We start from the raw sequence: 17,051 nt of genomic DNA, 5'->3' as shown, positions 1-17,051 counted from the left end.
CTTAGATTCGGCAGGCGTGAATGCTGCTGACCAGAATCGCCCGTGCGCCGAGCTCGTACAACTCGTCCATAATGCGGTTGGTGTCCTTCTTGGGCACCATCGAGCGAACGGCCACCCAGTCCGAGTCACGAAGCGGTGAAATGGTCGGTGACTCCAACCCGGGAGTCAGTTTGGCGGATGTTTCCACCAGGTCCTTGCGAATGTCATAGTCCATCAGGACATACCGGCGCGCCACCAAGACGCCCTGCAGCCTGCGGATCAGCACGTCGAGTCCCGCCGGGGCGGCCACGCCGGGACGACCAATCAGCAACGCCTCGGATTTCATGATTGGATCGCCAAAGACTTCCATCCCTGCGGCCTTAAGCGTGCTTCCGGTTTCCACCACATCGGCGATAGCGTCCGCAACGCCCAACCGGACGGAGGATTCCACCGCGCCGTCCAGCCGGACCACAGTGGCGGCTACCCCGTTGTCGGCAAGATAACGGCGCAGCACGGCGTCGTAGCTGGTGGCTAATCGCTTGCCCGCCAATTGGGACAGCTGGGAGAACTGACCGGCAGGGCCGGCGAAGCGGAACGTGGAAACGGCGAAGCCAAGCGGCAGCAGTTCCTCGGCTGCCACCTCGGCGTCGAGCAGCAGGTCCCTGCCGGTAATACCGACGTCGAGTGTTCCGGCCCCCACATACACGGCAATGTCGCGCGGGCGCAGGAAAAAGAACTCCACGTCATTGTCGGGATCAACCATGACCAGTTCGCGCGGATCGCGGCGCTGGAGATATCCGGCCTCGGTCAGCATGGCGGATGCGGCTTCGGACAGGGATCCCTTATTCGGGACGGCAACTCTGAGCATGGCGAATCTTTCGCGTTCGGTTCACGCTGGGCGTGGGATTTTCACGGGTGGGGACGATTAACGATCTGGCCACAGCGCCGCGGCAGCAGCGCGTGGCTACAGATGCTGGTAAACGTCTTCCAGCGTCAGTCCCTTGGCGATCATCAGCACCTGAACGTGGTACAGCAACTGGGAAATCTCCTCGGCCATGTTGTCCGTGGATTCGTATTCTGCCGCCATCCAGACCTCGGCGGCTTCCTCCACGATTTTCTTGCCGATGCCGTGAACGCCGGAGTCGAGTTCGCTGACGGTGCGGGAGCCGACCGGCCGTTGGACGGCCTTGTCTCCAAGCTCGGCAAAAAGCGATTCGAAAGTCTTCACGCGTTCCAGCCTACTAGCTCTGCCCGGATCAGCCCGATTCGGTAGCGGAGTATGACCCAAAACCTATCTCCCGACAAACAGCAGCGCGGTGGCCAGCGCCGCCGTCGTCGCCTCGTAGCCCTTGTCCTCGACCGAGCTCGGCAGTCCGGCACGCGCCAGGCCCTGCTCCTCGTTATCGCAGGTCAGCACGCCGAAGCCGACCGGGGTTCCGGTGCGGACGCTGACGTCCGTCAGGCCTAGTGTCGCCGCCTGGCAGACGTACTCAAAGTGCGGTGTGCCGCCACGGATGACGACCCCGAGGGCGACGACGGCGTCATAGTCCGGCGCCAGCCGCGCCGCCGCGACGGGGAGCTCAAAGCTGCCCGGCACCCTGAGCACCGTGGGAGCGTCAATGCCGGCTTCCGCCGCCGCCCGCAGCGCCCCGGCCAGCAGGCCGTCCATTATTTCTGTATGCCAGCTGGCCGCGACAATGGCCAGGCGCAGGCCTGCTGCCAGTTCCCGGTCCTGGCTGCTGAAGCCGATACTGGGTGCTCCGTGTCCGCTCATAAGTGCTGTCCTCTGCTATCCGATGGTGGCGTGGTTCCGCTGCTGATGCTGGGGTTGGTGCTGGGGTTGGTGCTGGTGTTGGTGCTGGGGTTGGTGCTGGTGCTGATGCTGTGAATTGCCGGGACCGCCACTGCCGGAACCGCCGGGGTATTAGGCAGGTTCAGGGTATGGTTCATGCGGTCCCGCTTGGTGCGCAGATAGCGGACATTCTGTTCCCGGGACGGCACCTGCACCGGGACCATCTGCGCTACTTCAATGCCCAGCGCCGCCAGCTGGCTCCGTTTGAGCGGGTTATTGCTCAACAGCCGGATGCGGTGCAGGCCCAGGGCGGCCAGGATCCCGGCGGCGGCGGCGTAGTCGCGTGAATCCACCGGCAGTCCCAATTGCTCGTTGGCCTCGACAGTGTCTGCACCGGCCTCCTGCAGGGCGTAGGCCCGCAGTTTGTTGGCCAGTCCGATGCCGCGGCCCTCATGACCGCGCAGGTAAATCAGCGTTCCACCGCAGTCGCGGATCCTGCGCAGCGCGTGGGCCAACTGCTCCCCGCAGTCACAGCGGTAGGAGCCAAAAACGTCTCCCGTCAGGCATTCCGAATGCAGCCTGACCAGGGGCACCATCTCCACGCTGCGCTCCGCCCCGCCCGTCGCGCCCGTCGGACTGTCCGCCGCGGCCGGACGCTCCGCGCTGATGCTCAGATGCTCGGCGCCGGTTGTTTCATCGGTCCAGGCCTGGGCCTGGAAGTCGCCGAACGCCGTTGGCAGTTGCACCACCGGGCCCGCACTCATGGGATACGCGGCCAGCGAATGGGCGCTCACCTCGCTGCTCCCGTCGCGTCCAGATAGGCCACCAGGTCCGCGATCGAAATCAGCAGCAGGCCGTGATGGTCCGCGAACGTCCGCAGCGCAGCCACCCGCAGCATTTCGCCGTCGTCGTCCACTACCTCCGCGATGACCCCCACCGGCTCGCAGCCGGCAAGCCGGCACAGCTCAACGGCAGCTTCGGTGTGTCCGGGCCGCTGCCGGACCCCGCCGGCCGCGGCCCGAAGCGGAAACATATGTCCCGGACGGGTCAGCTGCGCCGGCGTCGAGTCCGCAGACGCCAGCACCCGGGCCGTGCGCGAACGGTCCGTGGCGCTGATGCCGGTGGTGACCTCCGCCGCGGCATCGCAGGAAACGGTGTAGGCCGTTCCCTTGGCGTCCTGATTGACCAGCACCATCGGCGGGAGTTCCAGGGCGTCGGCGCGTTCATGGCTCAGCGGTACGCAGATCACTCCAGAACTGTGCCGGATGGTCCAGCCCATTAATGCCGGCGTGCTGTGTTGCGCTGCGAAAATGATGTCGCCCTCATTTTCCCGCCGTTCGTCGTCCACTACCAAAACGGGCCTGCCGGCGGCCATGGCCGCGACGGCGTCCGGTACGGTGTCCAGCAGACCGGTCCGTTCGGTGGCTTTTACATCGCTCATTTTCCCGGCTCCTGTCTGGTGGGGATGGACGTGGCTGCGCTTCCCGGGATCAGTTCCCGCTCGTGGGCCCGCGGGCCAAAGGCCAGTAGCCGCTCGGTGTATTTCGCCAGCACATCCACCTCCAGATTCACAGCGGATCCTGTCTGCTTCGCGCCCAGCCCTGTTTCCGCCAAGGTGGTGGGAATAAGCCCGACCTCAAACCAGGGGCTCGCCTGCGTCGCGTCGCTCACCGCGCTCACGGTGAGGGAAACGCCGTCGACGGCGATTGATCCCTTCTCGGCGATGTACCGGGCCAGCGCCGCAGGAACCTCGAAACGCAGCCGCTCCCAGGCGCCCAGATCTTCCCGTTCGGCCAAGGTGCCCACCCCGTCAACGTGGCCCTGGACCACATGACCATCAAGCCGGCCGCCGGCGGGCACGCAGCGTTCCAGGTTCACGCTGTCCCCGGCCCTGAGCTGCCCGGTGGTGGTCCTGGTCAGGGTTTCTCCCATTACGTCAACGCTGATCACTCCGCCGCCGATGGCGGTGGCGGTCAGGCAGACGCCGTTGACGGCAATTGAGCCGCCATGGCCGAGGCCCTCGAGGGAGGGCCCAGCGCGCAGCACCAACGTGGCGCTGCCGCCGTCGGCCGCTTGCTGCAGCGACTCAACGCGCCCCTGCTCGGCAATAATTCCGGTAAACACTTCAGTTTCCTCCCGTAGTTCCAGCGGCCATTGCCGCAGGTTTTAGACGAAGTTTAAGATCCGGTCCCAGAGGTTTGACAGCCGCCCCACCACCGGCATCCCAGTCCCACCGTTGGGCCTCTGCCAGTGTGCCGATGCCCAGTTCTCCCAGCGCAGGAATACCGGCCCCCAGCAGCGTAGGCGCCAGATACACAATGAGTTCATCAACCAACTGGGCGGACAGGAAGGCTGCGCTGATCCGTGACCCGCCCTCCACCATCAAATGACGAACGCCGCGGTCGAACAAGGTCCGGGACGCGGCCAGCGGATCGCGGGTGCGCAGCTGCAAAAATCCCCCCTGACCAGCGGGTTCGGCCGGGCCCGTGGCGCGGACCGCCGCCCCCGCGGGGATGTCCCGCAGTCCCATGACTACGCGCAGCGGCTGCCGCGCGGAGTCCTCGCCACTGGCTTCCCGTGCCGTCAGCCGGGGGTTATCCGCGAAAACGGTTTCGGTGCCTACCAGGATCGCATCGATCAGGCGACGAATTCCATGGCTGTCCGCCCGGGAGGCAGCGGAGGTAATCCATTGGCTGCTGCCGTCGGCCGCGGCAATCCGGCCGTCAAGCGTCTGGGCGAGATGGAGTGTGGTGAACGGCCGCTCAGCACGGACGGCTGCGAACCAGCGACGATTTAGTTCGACGGCTTCCTGTGCCAGCAGCCCCGACCGCACCTGCACGCCCGCGTCCCGCAGCCGTTGAGCTCCACCGGCCGCCGGCTGGTGCGGATCGTCGACGGCGTAAATCACCTGGCGGATGCCGGCATCAATAATTGCCTGTGCACAGGGGCCCGTCCGTCCGGTGTGATTACATGGCTCCAGCGTCACCAGCATTGTCGCCCCCGCCAGTGCCCTGGCTAGTTCGCCGTCCCGTGAGCTCGCTAGGTCGCCTGATCCTCCGATCCGCCGGGCCAGATCCGTCCGGATACTGGCAAGGGCGTCCACCTCGGCGTGGGCGGTTCCCGCTCCGCGGTGATATCCGGTGGCGATGACCTGGCCGGCAGGATCCAGCAGCACGGCGCCCACCAACGGGTTTGCGCCGCGGATGCCCTGGGCTGCTGCGCCTAACGCGGTGTTCATGGCCGCCGATTCGGCGGTGCTGTAGCGCACGGGGTCCGGGCTCATCTCCCCGCTCATCGGGATACCCTCGGATCCGGAAACGCCGTTTCCACCAGCACTTTTTCCGCATTCCGGTTCCGCACATGCCACCAGATAAAGAAGCCGGTCAGCGTAAAGGCACCGTAGAAGATGTACATGAAGGCTGAGGCGTAGTAGCCGGCGCTGAACAGCAGCGGCACCCCCACCAGGTCAACGGCCACCCAGATCAGCCAGAACTCCACCCAGCCCTTGGCCATCCCGACGGTCGCGAGCAAGGACCCCATGAAGATCCAGGCATCGGCCCAGACCGGGGCATACGAGCCTAACGCGGTGAAAATCGGGGTCCATACCGCGGTGCCGCCGACCAGCGCAACCACCAGTCCCAGCCGCACGCGATTGGACGCCCAGCGCGGCTCTACCGCGGCTCCGTCGGCAGTACGCTTGCTCTGCCGCCAGCGGTACCAGCCGAAGATTGAAACGGCGATGAACATGATCTGCCGCCCCGCCTGTCCCAAGAGGTTCGCGTACAGCGGTGAGCCGAAGACCGAGCCCATGAAGACCGTGAACAGGAGCGCATTGCCGAAGATGCCCACGGGCCAGGCCCAGACCTTACGGCGCATTCCGCCCAGCGCGCTGGCCAGGCCGAAGAGATTGCCCAGCACCTCGCGCCAGAGCAGGAACCCGCCGCCGGGAAAATCCAGTTTCGCCTCGAAGAGCCACCGGAGCATGTCCATCGTTACTTGCCTTTCGCCAATCTGCACTGGCTCCGGGGTAACGACAGAGGGCCCGGACGGGCGGGGCACTCCAAAGAGTGCGCCAACGCCGCGGCAGGCCAAAACTGCTCGTGCTTCTCCCATCCAGACTTTAACTGTCGGTACCGGAATTCCACCGGTTCAACCGTTTGCATTCGAACCGTTGCCGGCCTTTTGCGTGCGGGTCGCGGACTATAACCGCCGGTTCGGACTTACACCGACCCCGGAGCACGTAAAAACTTGTTACTGCTCCATTATGGCACTGCTTAGCCTCGCGGTCCGCCGCAATGACCCAGGCGACGTCGGCAACTGGCTCAGCCGATCTTCCCCTCTGTGTCGGGAGGGAATTTAGCGGATCGCCAGTTGGCCCTTGGCCCGCAGCCGCTCAATGGCTTTCCCCGGATCCGCTGCCCCGTAGACCGCGGATCCGGCCACGAACATCGTGGCTCCCGCCTCCGCCGCCCGGGTGATGGTCTCCTCAGTGATCCCGCCGTCCACCTGAATCGCCACGTCCACCCCGGATCCCTCGATGGCCTGCTGCGCCCGACGGATCTTCGGCAGGGTCACGTCCAAAAAGGACTGCCCGCCAAAGCCGGGCTCCACCGTCATAATGAGCAGCATGTCCAGCTCCGCCAGCATGTCCAGATAGGGCTCCACCGGGGTCGCCGGCCGCAGGGCCATGCCCGCCTTGGCTCCGCGGGCCCGCAGCTCGCGCGCCAGCTTGATGGGTGCGTTGGACGCCTCGACGTGGAAGGTCACCGAAGCCAGACCCGCATCGGCGTAGGCCGGCGCCCAGCGGTCCACCTCCGCAATCATCAGGTGCGCGTCCAGCGGCACCGGACTGATCTGCTGGATCCGTTGCACCACGGGCAGCCCGATGGTCAGATTCGGCACAAAGTGATTATCCATCACATCAACGTGGACGGCGTCGGCGTTGGAAATCCTGTCCAGCTCCGCCTGAAGATTCACAAAATCGGCGGAAAGGATGCTGGGGCTGATGCAGCAGCGCGCAACGGAACGGTTAGCGGTCATGAGGTGCCTTTCGTGCGGATCAAGCTTTCGTGCGGATCAAGCCTTCGTGTGGATCAAGCCTTCGTGTGAATCAAACCTTTTTGCGGATCAAGGCCAGGAACATGGCATCCGTGCCATGAATATGCGGCCAGAGCTGGGCCGTCTTCTCGTGTCCTGCGCCCAGGTTTCCGGTGAGGCTGACGCCGTCCAGGACCGCGCCGGCGTCGAGCAGCTCCAGATCCTCACGCTTGCGCAACGCATCGACGACGACGGCGTTGGTCTCCGCCGGGTGCGGGGAGCAGGTGGCGTAGGCCACCACGCCGCCGGGACGCACCGCTTTAATGGCCGAAGCCAATAGTTCGCGCTGTAAGGGCCCGAGCTCGCCGACGTCGGAGGGTTTGCGGCGCCAGCGGGATTCCGGCCGCCGGCGCAGCGCACCCAGACCGGTGCAGGGAGCATCCACCAGAATGCGGTCAAAGCCCTCGGGGCGTTGCTCCCCCACCTCGCGGCCGTCACCGATCCGCACGGTCCAAACGTCCCGCGGCACCGCGGCCAGCGCCTGCTTTACGAGCTTGGCCCGGTGCGGGGCGGGTTCGTTAGCCAGCAGGGTTGCCCCGCGCTGGCCCGCCAGGGCTGCCAGCAACGCAGCCTTACCGCCCGGGCCGGCGCACAGATCCAGCCATCGTTCGCCGTCCGGCTCGACGGCCGAGCCCCCCGGCGGTAGCAGCTCAGCGGCCGCAAGCGCCCGGGCCACCAGCTGCGAGCCCACATCCTGCACCCGGTTGGTGCCGTCCCGCACGGCGGAAAGCCGGCCGGGGTCCCCGCCGGACGACAGTGCTGAACCCGGCGCCAGCCCGCCGACGGTAAAGCCTTCATCCAGTGCCTCGGTAAGGTCTCCCAACCCCGGCAGGGCCACCAGGTTCACCACGGGAGCGGCGTTATCCGCCTCCAGCAGTGCCGTGATCTCCGTGACGTCCCGCCCGTGCGAGACCAGCGATTGGCGCAGTGCCCGGACGATCCACTCCGGATGCGAATAGGTCAGCGCGGCGATCGTGGACGCATCCGTCTGTCCTTGCGTCAGCGTGGCGATCCATTCCTGCAGATCATTTGCGGACACGCGGCGGAGCACCGCGTTAATCAACGACGACGGACCCGCACCAATGACGGCGCGGGCCAGGCCGACCGTTTGATCCAGGGCCGCGTGGGCCGGGACCCGCATCGCGAGGAGCTGGTGGACGCCGATCCGCAGAGCATCGAGAACGGCGGGGTCCAGCTGCTCCAGCGGGCGGTCAACGCAGCGCGCCAAAATCGCATCGTACGTTCCCTGCCCGCGCAACGCGCCGTAGCTCAACTCGGTGGCAAATCCGGCATCCCGCTTGTCCAGGTGATGCTGCCGGATCCGGGAGGGGAGGACCAGGTTGGCGTAGGCATCCTCGCCGGAAACCGCCCGGAGCACCTCGAAGGCCACCAGCCGGGCCGGGTCAGCCCTGCGGGTGCGTGCCGATGGGGCCGCTGCGGTAAAGGACGGCGCGGACGTCCTGTTACGTTCGCGGCCCTGCGCATTCCGCCGCGCGCCCGAATCGTGCGCCCCGGAATTCCGCGCCCCGGAGTTACGTGCGCCGGAATTCCGCGCACCACTGTTTCCGGAGCCGTGGTTTTCGTTCGTCACTGAAACACCATGTCTTCCCTGTCCGCCAGGCCTCGTGCCCAGTCCGTTGCCTGCATTATCTTCTTACCCGCCGGCTGCACCTGCACCAGTTCCACGGGATGCGAACCAGTGCCCACCACAACGGATTTCGGCCCCACTGCCAGCCGGCCCGGCGGCAACTCGAGGGGACTGGTGTCCAGCGGCGAATCGGTGCCCAAGGGGGAATCTGGGCTCGGTCGTAAATCGGTGCTCAGGCGTACATCGGGGCTCAGGCGTACCGGTCCGAGCTTGATCCGCTGGTCCGCGAGCATGGTCCAGGCGCCGGGCTCCGCTGTGACCGCTCGGATCCTGCGCCCAATGGCCAGCGCCGGCTCGCTCCAGTCAATCCGGCCGTCCTCGATGCTCAGTTTCGGCGCCAAGGTGATCTCGCCGCGCTGCGGCTGCGCATTCGCGCGCCCGGATGCCAGCGCGCTCAGGGTCTGGACCAGCAGCACCGCACCGCTATGGGAGAGCCGCTCGAGTAATGCGGAACCGGTATCTGTCGGTCTGATCAATTCCGTCAAGGTGCCGTAGACCGGTCCGGTATCCAGCCCCGTTTCGAGGGCAAACGTTGAAGCACCCGTGACATCGTCACCATGGAGGATCGAGTGCTGGACGGGTGCGGCGCCGCGCCAGGCGGGCAGCAGCGAAAAATGCAGGTTGATCCAGCCCAACGGCGGAATCGACAGCGCGTCGGCCGGGATCATGGCGCCGTAGGCAACGATCGCGGCGACCTCGGGGGCCAGCGCGGCGATCTCGGCGCAGGCCTGCTGATCAATTCGCGCAGCCCGAATGACCGGCAGGCCGAGCTCCTGGGCTCGTTGGGCAACGGGCGACGGCGTCAGCACACGTTTGCGTCCGATCGGCGCGTCCGGACGGGTCAGCACCCCGATGATGTCCAGGCCGGCAGCGAGCAGAGCGTCCAACGACGGCACCGCCACCGCTGGCGTGCCGGCAAAAAGCACCCTCATTTGCCGCTCCCGGCACGTACGCTGCCGCCGCCGAATCCAGACCTGACCTGTCCGGCGGCGCCAAAGCTGGAGCCGACGCTGCGAGCGCGCTTTGCAGTGGTCTTTTCCGTCACTTCGCCATAGCTGGCATTGCGGATGGCGCGGAAGGCGGCGGTGCGGTCCCGGCCGTCAAGCCGGTCAACAAACAGCTTTCCGTCTAAGTGGTCCGTCTCGTGCTGGAAGCAGCGCGCCAGCATGCCCTCCCCTTCGATCTCGATGGCATCGCCGTGGAGGTTCACACCGCTTACCGTGGTCCGCAGCGCCCGCGGTGCGGGGAATCCCAGGCCGGGGACGGACAGACAGCCCTCAACGCTGGGAAGTTGTTGCTCAGGGCTGCTGACCAACACGGGATTGATGACGTGTCCGTGGTCCGTTCCGATCCGATAGGTGAAGACCCGTTTGCTCACACCCACCTGTGGAGCCGCCAGCCCGGCACCGTCCACGTCATCCATGGTTTCCATCATGTCCTGCACGAGTTTCGCCAATTCAGGCCCGAATTCTGTCACTGGATCAGCCACGGTCCGCAGCACCGGATCGCCGATAATACGGATACTCAAAATGGCCATGCGGGAGGAGCCTCACTTCAGTGCGGGACGATGTCTGTACGGAATTGTTGGTTATTCGCCTCCTCAGTCTAGTTGGCTGCGGTTTCAGCGGGCTGCGGCGCACCAGCATTGGCCCCGTCGGACTGGGGCGGAGAAATCGGCAGCAGGGCCGCACCGGCGGCACGCGCGTCCGCTGCCGTTTTCCATACGTTTCGCAGCGCGGCGAACTTGTACCAGTGATATTTGAGCACCTCCGGGTTGGCGCGTAGCGCCCGGACCTCCGTCTCCCCGATCGCCACCCCCAGCAGGATGGGATCCTCACCGTACGACCATGACTCCCAGCTTCCGGCACCGGCGTCGACCAGGCCTTCTTCTGCCTTCATCCCGGCCACCAATTGCATGACCACCTTCTCGTCCAGCGCCTTCACCGCGCCGTTGCGGTCCGTTCCCTTGGTTTTATAATCGATCAGACACAACCTCCCGCCGATCCGCGCCACTAGGTCCAGCGTCCCCGCGTAGCCAACGGAATGGTTCCAGACCGTCACCTCGGGCGCGACAGGTTCTACCTGGTACAGGTCCCACCATTCATCAAAGCGGGCCGCAAACTTTTCTTCGCCGTTTTCTGCCAAAGCGGCCCTCGTCTCCGGCATCCGGTGCGCGCGGCCAAGCGCCCGCAGCGACACCTGTTCGCAGTATGAATGAACGCGGTCTCCTCGGGCGGCGGCCGCATCCCGAAATCTCTCGGCCGCTTTGGAGGCGTCATTGACCATCCCGCGCAGTTGGGAAGGGTTGCTCAGCGCTCCCGGGAGGGCTGGATGCTGGGCCAGGGAATTGGCAGCCATGTACCCGAACCATCCGTCCAGCGTCCCGGACTGCTGGGAAATCACCGTAGTGATGGACGGCATAACGGGCGGCTCCGACAGGGACCGGGCGTACATCCGGCCGAATTCGGTGGCATGGGCTAAGGCTGGCTGAGTCATGCTTCCACTATTGCATTCACCACCGACACCGGCAGCCGTCCCCTTTCCGGCAGCGCCGTCAGCACCGGCCCCGGCACCGGTTCGGGAACCCTGACAGTACCCCAAGCATAGTGTGATGTTAACCACAAAAAATTCGGCAGTACCCTTGCCTTTTCGGGAGTAGCCTGTGAGGCAGTAGCCAGCGATGGCGCTGGTGTGAACGAGGAGTCATGTCATGAGAGACGAGCCATGAGCACAGAACCCAGCCCCATCCCCTCGCACGCTGCTCCAGCGCAGGTACTGCCTGCGGGGGCGCCCGCTGCGACCCTTCCCTTCGCCGATCCGGCCGCGCTGGGACTTGGCGCCTTCGCGCTGACCACCTTTGTACTCAGTGTGATCAATGCCGGCTTGATCCCCAAACTCGATGAGCCAGTGGTGCTCGGTCTGGCGCTGTTTTACGGCGGCGTAGCGCAGTTTGCGGCCGGTATCTGGGAATTCGCAAACCGGAATACCTTCGGAGCCACGGCGTTCTGCTCATATGGCGCCTTCTGGCTCTCCTTTTGGTTCCTGGTCCAGTTCCGGGCCGCCGCACTGCCGCCTGCGGATGCGGGCAAGGGAGTTGGACTGTTTCTGTTGGCCTGGGCCATCTTTACGGCGTATATGACAGTCGCCGCGTCGCGCGTCAGCATAGCGGTCCTTGCCGTCTTCGTTTTCCTGACCCTGACCTACATCGCCCTGGCCGCGGGCGCCTTTGCCGGCTCCGACTCGCTGACCGTAATAGGTGGCTGGCTCGGCATCATCACTGCCCTCCTTGCCTGGTACGCCTCGCTGGCCGTGGTGATGAACTCCACGTTCAAGCGGCCAGTAATACCTGTAGGGACCCGGTGATTCCCATGCCCGGCGCCTCAGGAAACGACCAGGCTAACCCCAATAGCGGCGGCGATCCTGCGCCGCCAAAAACCTCGCCCGGAACCGAGACTCTCGCGAACCTGCTGCACGAGCAGCGGCGGTTCCCGCCGTCGTCGGACTTCACCGCGCAGGCCAACGTCACAGCGGAGGCGTACGCCGAAGCGGACGCCGATTATCAGGCGTTCTGGGGACGCCAGGCCGGGCGCCTGGCGTGGGCGCAGGAATGGACAAAAGTACTGGACTGGTCCAATCCGCCGTTTGCCCAATGGTTTGTCGGCGGCAAGCTCAATGCCGCGTACAACTGCCTGGACCGGCATGTCGAAGCCGGCCGCGGTGACAAGGTCGCCTACTACTTCGAGGGCGAAGGCGGGGACACCCGGACCATTACCTATGCGCAGCTGACGGACATGGTCTGCCAGGCCGCGAACACCCTGACCGCCCTCGGCGTCACAGCCGGTGACCGGGTGGCCATCTACATGCCGATGATCCCGGAGACGGTCGTGGCGATGCTGGCCTGTGCCCGGATCGGCGCTCCGCACACCGTCGTCTTCGGCGGATTCTCCGCGGACGCCCTGCGCACCCGCATCCACGACTGCGACGCACGCGTTGTGATCACCGCCGACGGCGGCTACCGGCGAGGCCAGCCGGCGGCCCTGAAGTCCGCCGTCGACGAAGCGCTGCTGGACTGCCCCGACGTGCGCAGCGTGCTGGTGGTCCGGCGCACCGGCCAGGATGTCGCTTGGCAGGACGGGCGCGACATCTGGTGGCACGACTCGGTGGAGCAGGCCAGCACGCACCACCACGCCGAGCCTTTCGACGCCGAACATCCGCTCTACGTTATGTACACCTCTGGCACCACGGGAAAGCCCAAGGGCATTCTGCACACCACCGGCGGCTACCTGACCGGCGCCGCGTACACCCACTGGGCGGTCTTCGATCTGAAGGCGGAGCGGGACGTTTTTTGGACGGCGGCAGATATTGGCTGGGTCACCGGGCACAGCTACATTGTCTACGGGCCGCTGGCCAACGGCGCAACATCGATCCTGTACGAGGGCACACCGGACACCCCGCATCAGGGCCGCTGGTGGGAAATCATCGACAAGTACAAGGTCTCACTGCTGTACTGCGCGCCGACCGCCATCCGGACCTTCATGAAATGGGGGGCCCAGATCCCGGACAAGTACAGCCTGGCCAGCCTGCGGCTGATCGGTTCCGTGGGCGAGCCGATCAATCCGGCCGCCTACATCTGGTATCGCGACACGATAGGGCATGGCCGCACTCCCGTGGTGGACACGTGGTGGCAGACGGAGACCGGCTGCATAGTGGTCAGCCCGCTGCCCGGAATCACTGCCGGCAAGCCCGGGGCGGCTATGAAGGCGCTGCCGGGTTTCCAGGTCGACGTGGTGGATGACGAGGGGCAGCCGGTGCCAAACGGCTCCGGCGGATACCTGGTGCTCACCCGTCCGTGGCCTGCCATGCTACGCACCATCTGGGGCGACGACGATCGGTATGTGAAGACCTACTGGTCCCGTTTCCCCGGACTGTACTTTGCCGGCGATGGTGCCAAGAAGGACGACGACGGCGACATCTGGGTCTTGGGTCGGGTGGACGATGTGATGAATGTCTCCGGGCACCGGCTCTCCACTACCGAAATTGAATCCGCTCTGGTCTCCCATCCGATGGTGGCCGAAGCCGCCGTCGTTGGTGCCACCGACGACATGACCGGGCAGGCCGTCGTCGCCTTCGTCATCCTGCGCAGCGAAGCCGGCGACGGCGGCCCGGACATCGTGCAGCAGCTCCGTGCGCACGTGGCCAAGGAAATCGGGAAAATGGCCCGGCCACGGCAGATCATGGTGGTGGCCGAGCTGCCAAAAACCCGCTCGGGGAAAATAATGCGGCGGCTGTTGAAGGACGTGGCGGAGAACCGCGAGATCGGGGACGTGACCACTCTGGCGGACTCCACCGTCATGGAACTGATCCGCTCCAGCATGCCGCGAACGGAGTCCGGGTAACCACCGGGCTGAGCCCATTGTCCGCAGCGGCCGGGGGGATCCCTAAGCTTGATGGATGCAACGACTAGCCAGGGCCCTGACCGAAGTCTTCTCTCCCACGGATGTGGTGTCCGTGTTTTTACTGACCACCGGGGCGGTGTCCGATGGTTGGCGCGGCTTCTGGTTTGCCGTGCTGGCGGCGCTCTTCGCCGCTGTGGGACCATTTGCCGGCATTCTCCTCGCGACCCACCTGGGCAAAGTCTCCGATCATCACGTCGGGAACCGGCGGCAACGGCTGCCTGTACTTTTAGCAGCCATGGTCTCAGGTGTCCTGGGACTAGTCATCCTTCTCCTCCTCGGCGCCCCGCATGTCTGCATCGTCGGCCTCTTGAGCGTTATCTTCGGGATGATCCTTGTCGGCGCAGTGAACGCCTTCTGGAAACTGTCCGTGCATGTCTCCGTGGTCACGTTCGCGGCCGTCGCTTCGGCGCTCACCTTGGGTGCGGGATTCCTGCCAGCGCTGTTGATTCCGGCTGCAGTCGGCTGGTCCCGGGTGAAACTCGGCGACCACACCACCGCTCAAGTCCTAGTGGGGATCCCGGCCGGGTGCATAGTCGCGGTTGCATATGCCGTGTTCCGCTAGGGCCCGTCTGGACAGAAAAGCCCCCCTGACCGGCGTTTGTGCTGGTCAGAGGGACTTTTCTTTGGTGGGCGATACTGGGTTCGAACCAGTGACCTCTTCGGTGTGAACGAAGCGCGCTACCACTGCGCCAATCGCCCGCATGGCCCGCCGGCCGGGAAGGCCGCTCAAGCACTGCGTTGCTTCAAAATCCTAACGGATACCGGCGTTGGCTCATAATCAAGCCGCTGTCGGTCCAGCAAGGCGGGCCGGCCCACGAGGAGGGTGTCGGGCAGCACCGGGTGCTAAGCCTGCAAATGACAAGCGTGTAATCTGCAAAATCCCCGTCGTTGCGGGCCCCTAGGGCAGAGCAGGAGTCCTCCAGGGAGGCCCGCGGCAGCCCAATTTGGTGTTTGGCTGAACCTTCTGTAAAGTTTTTCTAGCAAGGAACGCCACGAACGCTTCAGCGGGAACGAAGCGGGAATGGAAACAAAAAATCCTCAGATCTTGAGGGCTCAATGTGGTTTCTTCTGCGGATGTGGCTCAGTGGTAGAGCATCACCTTGCCAAGGTGAGGGTCGCGAGTTCGAATCTCGTCATCCGCTCGCAGGACACTGTCGAAAAAGTGTCCGGGGCATTACGGTGCAGTGCAGTAAATGCTGTACTGAACTTTGGATTTCCGGACCGAAATACGGTGGGGTGGCCGAGAGGCGAGGCAGCGGCCTGCAAAGCCGCGTACACGGGTTCGAATCCCGTTCCCACCTCCACTTCACCGCAGTAAACAGATTTCAGCAGGTTTTCCTGGTGCTGATCTGGGCGATTGGCGCAGCGGTAGCGCGCTTCCCTGACACGGAAGAGGTCACTGGTTCGATCCCAGTATCGCCCACCACAGTAAGCAGCTTCGTGATGAAGCTGCTTTTTTGTTGCCTGGTCACGGGCCCCATCGGATGGAATTTATATCGCCCCGAGCCGGTCCTGGCCGGCATCCTTGGCAGCATAGGGATCTGCGCTTAGAATTATGGTGCTGGAGCGAACTGGCTCCCATGAGGGAAGGGAGGTGCCCGTGAGTGTTTTTGACGACATCAAGGGCAAGGCCGCGGGACTGGTCAGCGGCAACGAGGCTGCGATCCGGAACGGCATCGACAAGGCCGGGGACTTCATCGACAGTAAGACCGGTGACAAGTTCAAGGACAAAATCGACGGCGTCCAGAACGCTGCACACGGCTTCCTCGGTAAGGTGGGCGGTAACCCGAACACCAAGACCGGCGAAGGCTCCGAGGATCGTCCCGCTTAGAAATCCCTTAGCCTGAGACTCACGTCAAAGGAGCGCTGGCCCTGCCGAGAGGCAGTGCCAGCGCTTTGGCGTTTAAGACCCGCTGGTGCTTTCGGCCGGAGCAGGCTAGCTGGCTTCCTGCTTCTGGCCCTCCCGAACCAGCGCAGTTAGCCTGGAGACCGCGCGGTAGTACTTCTTCAGGTATCCCCCGGCCATCATTTCCTTCGTAAACAGTGCATCTAAGGGGACCCCGCTAGCCAGGATCGGCACGTCGCGGTCATAGAGGCGGTCGGCCAGCACCACGAAGCGCAAGGCGACGGACTGCTCGGTGATGGTTTCCACATTCCGCCACACCACGGCGTCAATACCGTCCAGCAATTGGCGGTAGCGGCTGGGATGGACGGCTGAAAGGTGATTCACCAGGGTGTTGAAATCATCCAGGGCCACGGTTTTGTCCGCGAATTCGGCTTTCAGCACAGCGTTCAGATCACTGTTGGACAGCGGCCGCGGCGGGGTTGGCAGACCGCGGTGGCGGTAATCTTCCCCGTCGATCCTGACAACCTCGAATTGATCGGCCAGCACCTGAATTTCGCGCTGGAAGTCAACGGCGGCAAACCTGCCCTCGCCGAGCGATCCGGGAAGCGTGTTGGAGGTTGCGGCGAGTTTGACTCCGGCGTCCGCGAGTTCGCGCATCAGCCGGGACATCAGCACCGTGTCTCCGGGGTCATCGAGTTCAAATTCGTCGATACAGACCAGCTTGTAGCTGCTCAATGCTTCCACCGTCTTACGGAAGGACAGCGCGCCCACCAGATTTGTATATTCGACGAAGGTCCCAAAGGCCTTCGGCCCCTCGGAAGCATGCCACAGCGAGGCGAGCAGGTGGGTCTTGCCCACGCCGAACCCGCCATCGAGGTAGAAGCCGGACCGCACGGCCGGCTTCTTGGCGGCGAAGAGCTTCCGCAGTCCTTTTGGTTCGGGAGTATTGATGGACTCCGCGAAACGCTCCATCGCCCTGACTGCTATGGTCTGCGACGGCTGCTCGGGGTCAGGGCGGTAGCTGCCGAATGACACGGAGCCAAAGCGGGGAGATGGATAGAAGCCCTTGAGAAGCTCGTCCACCGTCACAGACGGCATGCGGGCGGAAAGTTGCTCAAGTTGTGCCAAGGGGCGGTATCCATTCATCTCGATGCGCGGTGTGATGCGGGGTGTTCCACCGCAGGAGTTTGCACGCTGTGGGTGCACAGCAAGAATTGCGGGTGCACAGCAAGA

Annotated in this window: 18 protein-coding genes, 4 tRNA genes and 1 riboswitch; of the genes, 7 read left to right on the top strand and 15 right to left on the bottom strand. The window is 64.7% G+C overall.

The genetic code is table 11. From position 1 onward, the window contains the following. Nucleotide 1: 1 nt before the first annotated feature. The 13 genes from hisG to OS914_RS05415 form a co-directional block, all read right to left on the bottom strand. Nucleotides 2–847, bottom strand: coding sequence for an ATP phosphoribosyltransferase (hisG, locus tag OS914_RS05475; protein ID WP_267545051.1), 846 nt, complete (start codon nucleotides 845–847; stop codon nucleotides 2–4). 96 nt (nucleotides 848–943) lie between these two features. After that, entirely contained in the window at nucleotides 944–1,207 is a 264-nt protein-coding gene (locus OS914_RS05470; protein WP_267545050.1) for a phosphoribosyl-ATP diphosphatase, read from the bottom strand. A 63-nt stretch (nucleotides 1,208–1,270) separates the two neighbouring features. Further along, complete coding sequence (ribH, locus tag OS914_RS05465; RefSeq protein WP_267545049.1) at nucleotides 1,271–1,753, bottom strand: 6,7-dimethyl-8-ribityllumazine synthase; 483 nt, start codon at nucleotides 1,751–1,753, stop codon at nucleotides 1,271–1,273. Beyond that, a complete protein-coding gene (locus OS914_RS05460) occupies nucleotides 1,750–2,535 on the bottom strand; it encodes a GTP cyclohydrolase II (RefSeq protein WP_267545082.1) in 786 nt (261 codons plus the stop codon). Before OS914_RS05460 ends, ribH begins: the two co-directional genes overlap by 4 nt. 26 nt (nucleotides 2,536–2,561) lie before the next feature. Beyond that, nucleotides 2,562–3,212 (bottom strand): 3,4-dihydroxy-2-butanone-4-phosphate synthase, encoded by a 651-nt coding sequence (gene ribB / locus OS914_RS05455; RefSeq protein WP_267545048.1) that lies wholly within the window; start codon nucleotides 3,210–3,212, stop codon nucleotides 2,562–2,564. Further along, nucleotides 3,209–3,895: a riboflavin synthase gene (locus OS914_RS05450; protein ID WP_267545047.1), complete on the bottom strand. Its 687-nt coding sequence runs from the start codon at nucleotides 3,893–3,895 to the stop codon at nucleotides 3,209–3,211. The genes ribB and OS914_RS05450 overlap by 4 nt, the downstream gene beginning before the upstream one ends. A gap of 1 nt (nucleotide 3,896) precedes the next feature. After that, nucleotides 3,897–5,066, bottom strand: coding sequence for a bifunctional diaminohydroxyphosphoribosylaminopyrimidine deaminase/5-amino-6-(5-phosphoribosylamino)uracil reductase RibD (gene ribD, locus OS914_RS05445; RefSeq protein ID WP_267545046.1), 1,170 nt, complete (start codon nucleotides 5,064–5,066; stop codon nucleotides 3,897–3,899). Then, complete coding sequence (gene pnuC, locus OS914_RS05440; RefSeq protein WP_267545045.1) at nucleotides 5,063–5,761, bottom strand: nicotinamide riboside transporter PnuC; 699 nt, start codon at nucleotides 5,759–5,761, stop codon at nucleotides 5,063–5,065. Before pnuC ends, ribD begins: the two co-directional genes overlap by 4 nt. 107 nt (nucleotides 5,762–5,868) lie before the next feature. Further along, a riboswitch (FMN riboswitch) is annotated at nucleotides 5,869–6,014 on the bottom strand. Between the two features lie 113 nt (nucleotides 6,015–6,127). Continuing rightward, nucleotides 6,128–6,811: a ribulose-phosphate 3-epimerase gene (gene rpe, locus OS914_RS05435; protein WP_267545044.1), complete on the bottom strand. Its 684-nt coding sequence runs from the start codon at nucleotides 6,809–6,811 to the stop codon at nucleotides 6,128–6,130. A gap of 70 nt (nucleotides 6,812–6,881) precedes the next feature. Beyond that, nucleotides 6,882–8,459, bottom strand: coding sequence for a transcription antitermination factor NusB (locus OS914_RS05430; protein ID WP_267545043.1), 1,578 nt, complete (start codon nucleotides 8,457–8,459; stop codon nucleotides 6,882–6,884). Continuing rightward, nucleotides 8,456–9,448, bottom strand: coding sequence for a methionyl-tRNA formyltransferase (locus OS914_RS05425; protein ID WP_267545042.1), 993 nt, complete (start codon nucleotides 9,446–9,448; stop codon nucleotides 8,456–8,458). The genes OS914_RS05430 and OS914_RS05425 overlap by 4 nt, the downstream gene beginning before the upstream one ends. Beyond that, entirely contained in the window at nucleotides 9,445–10,053 is a 609-nt protein-coding gene (gene def, locus OS914_RS05420) for a peptide deformylase (RefSeq protein WP_267545041.1), read from the bottom strand. Before def ends, OS914_RS05425 begins: the two co-directional genes overlap by 4 nt. 68 nt (nucleotides 10,054–10,121) lie before the next feature. After that, nucleotides 10,122–11,012 (bottom strand): cytochrome, encoded by an 891-nt coding sequence (locus tag OS914_RS05415; RefSeq protein WP_267545040.1) that lies wholly within the window; start codon nucleotides 11,010–11,012, stop codon nucleotides 10,122–10,124. 228 nt (nucleotides 11,013–11,240) lie between these two features. Here OS914_RS05415 and OS914_RS05410 point away from each other — a divergent pair, with 228 nt between their 5' ends. Genes OS914_RS05410 through OS914_RS05400 form a run of 3 tightly spaced genes read left to right on the top strand, consistent with a single transcriptional unit; the run spans nucleotide 11,241 to nucleotide 14,534 of the window. Continuing rightward, complete coding sequence (locus tag OS914_RS05410) at nucleotides 11,241–11,879, top strand: acetate uptake transporter (RefSeq protein WP_267545039.1); 639 nt, start codon at nucleotides 11,241–11,243, stop codon at nucleotides 11,877–11,879. Between the two features lie 5 nt (nucleotides 11,880–11,884). Then, complete coding sequence (gene acs / locus OS914_RS05405) at nucleotides 11,885–13,912, top strand: acetate--CoA ligase (RefSeq protein WP_267545038.1); 2,028 nt, start codon at nucleotides 11,885–11,887, stop codon at nucleotides 13,910–13,912. Between the two features lie 55 nt (nucleotides 13,913–13,967). Then, nucleotides 13,968–14,534 (top strand): phosphatase PAP2 family protein, encoded by a 567-nt coding sequence (locus tag OS914_RS05400; RefSeq protein ID WP_267545037.1) that lies wholly within the window; start codon nucleotides 13,968–13,970, stop codon nucleotides 14,532–14,534. Nucleotides 14,535–14,596: 62 nt separating this feature from the next. Here OS914_RS05400 and OS914_RS05395 read toward each other — a convergent pair. Further along, a tRNA-Val gene (locus tag OS914_RS05395) sits at nucleotides 14,597–14,671 on the bottom strand. 371 nt (nucleotides 14,672–15,042) lie between these two features. Here OS914_RS05395 and OS914_RS05390 point away from each other — a divergent pair. The 4 genes from OS914_RS05390 to OS914_RS05375 all read left to right on the top strand — a co-directional run bounded on the left by OS914_RS05390 (nucleotide 15,043) and on the right by OS914_RS05375 (nucleotide 15,803). Beyond that, nucleotides 15,043–15,114, top strand: a tRNA-Gly gene (locus OS914_RS05390). 88 nt (nucleotides 15,115–15,202) lie between these two features. Next, nucleotides 15,203–15,276, top strand: a tRNA-Cys gene (locus OS914_RS05385). A 47-nt stretch (nucleotides 15,277–15,323) separates the two neighbouring features. Then, a tRNA-Val gene (locus tag OS914_RS05380) sits at nucleotides 15,324–15,398 on the top strand. Between the two features lie 174 nt (nucleotides 15,399–15,572). Beyond that, nucleotides 15,573–15,803 carry an antitoxin gene (locus tag OS914_RS05375; RefSeq protein WP_267545036.1) on the top strand — a complete coding sequence of 77 codons (231 nt, stop codon included), beginning with the start codon at nucleotides 15,573–15,575 and terminating at the stop codon, nucleotides 15,801–15,803. A 105-nt stretch (nucleotides 15,804–15,908) separates the two neighbouring features. Here OS914_RS05375 and zapE read toward each other — a convergent pair whose 3' ends face one another. Further along, complete coding sequence (gene zapE / locus OS914_RS05370; protein ID WP_267545035.1) at nucleotides 15,909–16,946, bottom strand: cell division protein ZapE; 1,038 nt, start codon at nucleotides 16,944–16,946, stop codon at nucleotides 15,909–15,911. Nucleotides 16,947–17,051 lie beyond the last annotated feature (105 nt).

It is taken from the genome of Arthrobacter endolithicus (genome assembly GCF_026627425.1).
In the GTDB taxonomy this organism is placed as follows: domain Bacteria; phylum Actinomycetota; class Actinomycetes; order Actinomycetales; family Micrococcaceae; genus Arthrobacter_M.
Note: the sequence above shows the minus strand (reverse complement) of the source record. Positions and strands in the feature narration are given on the sequence as shown.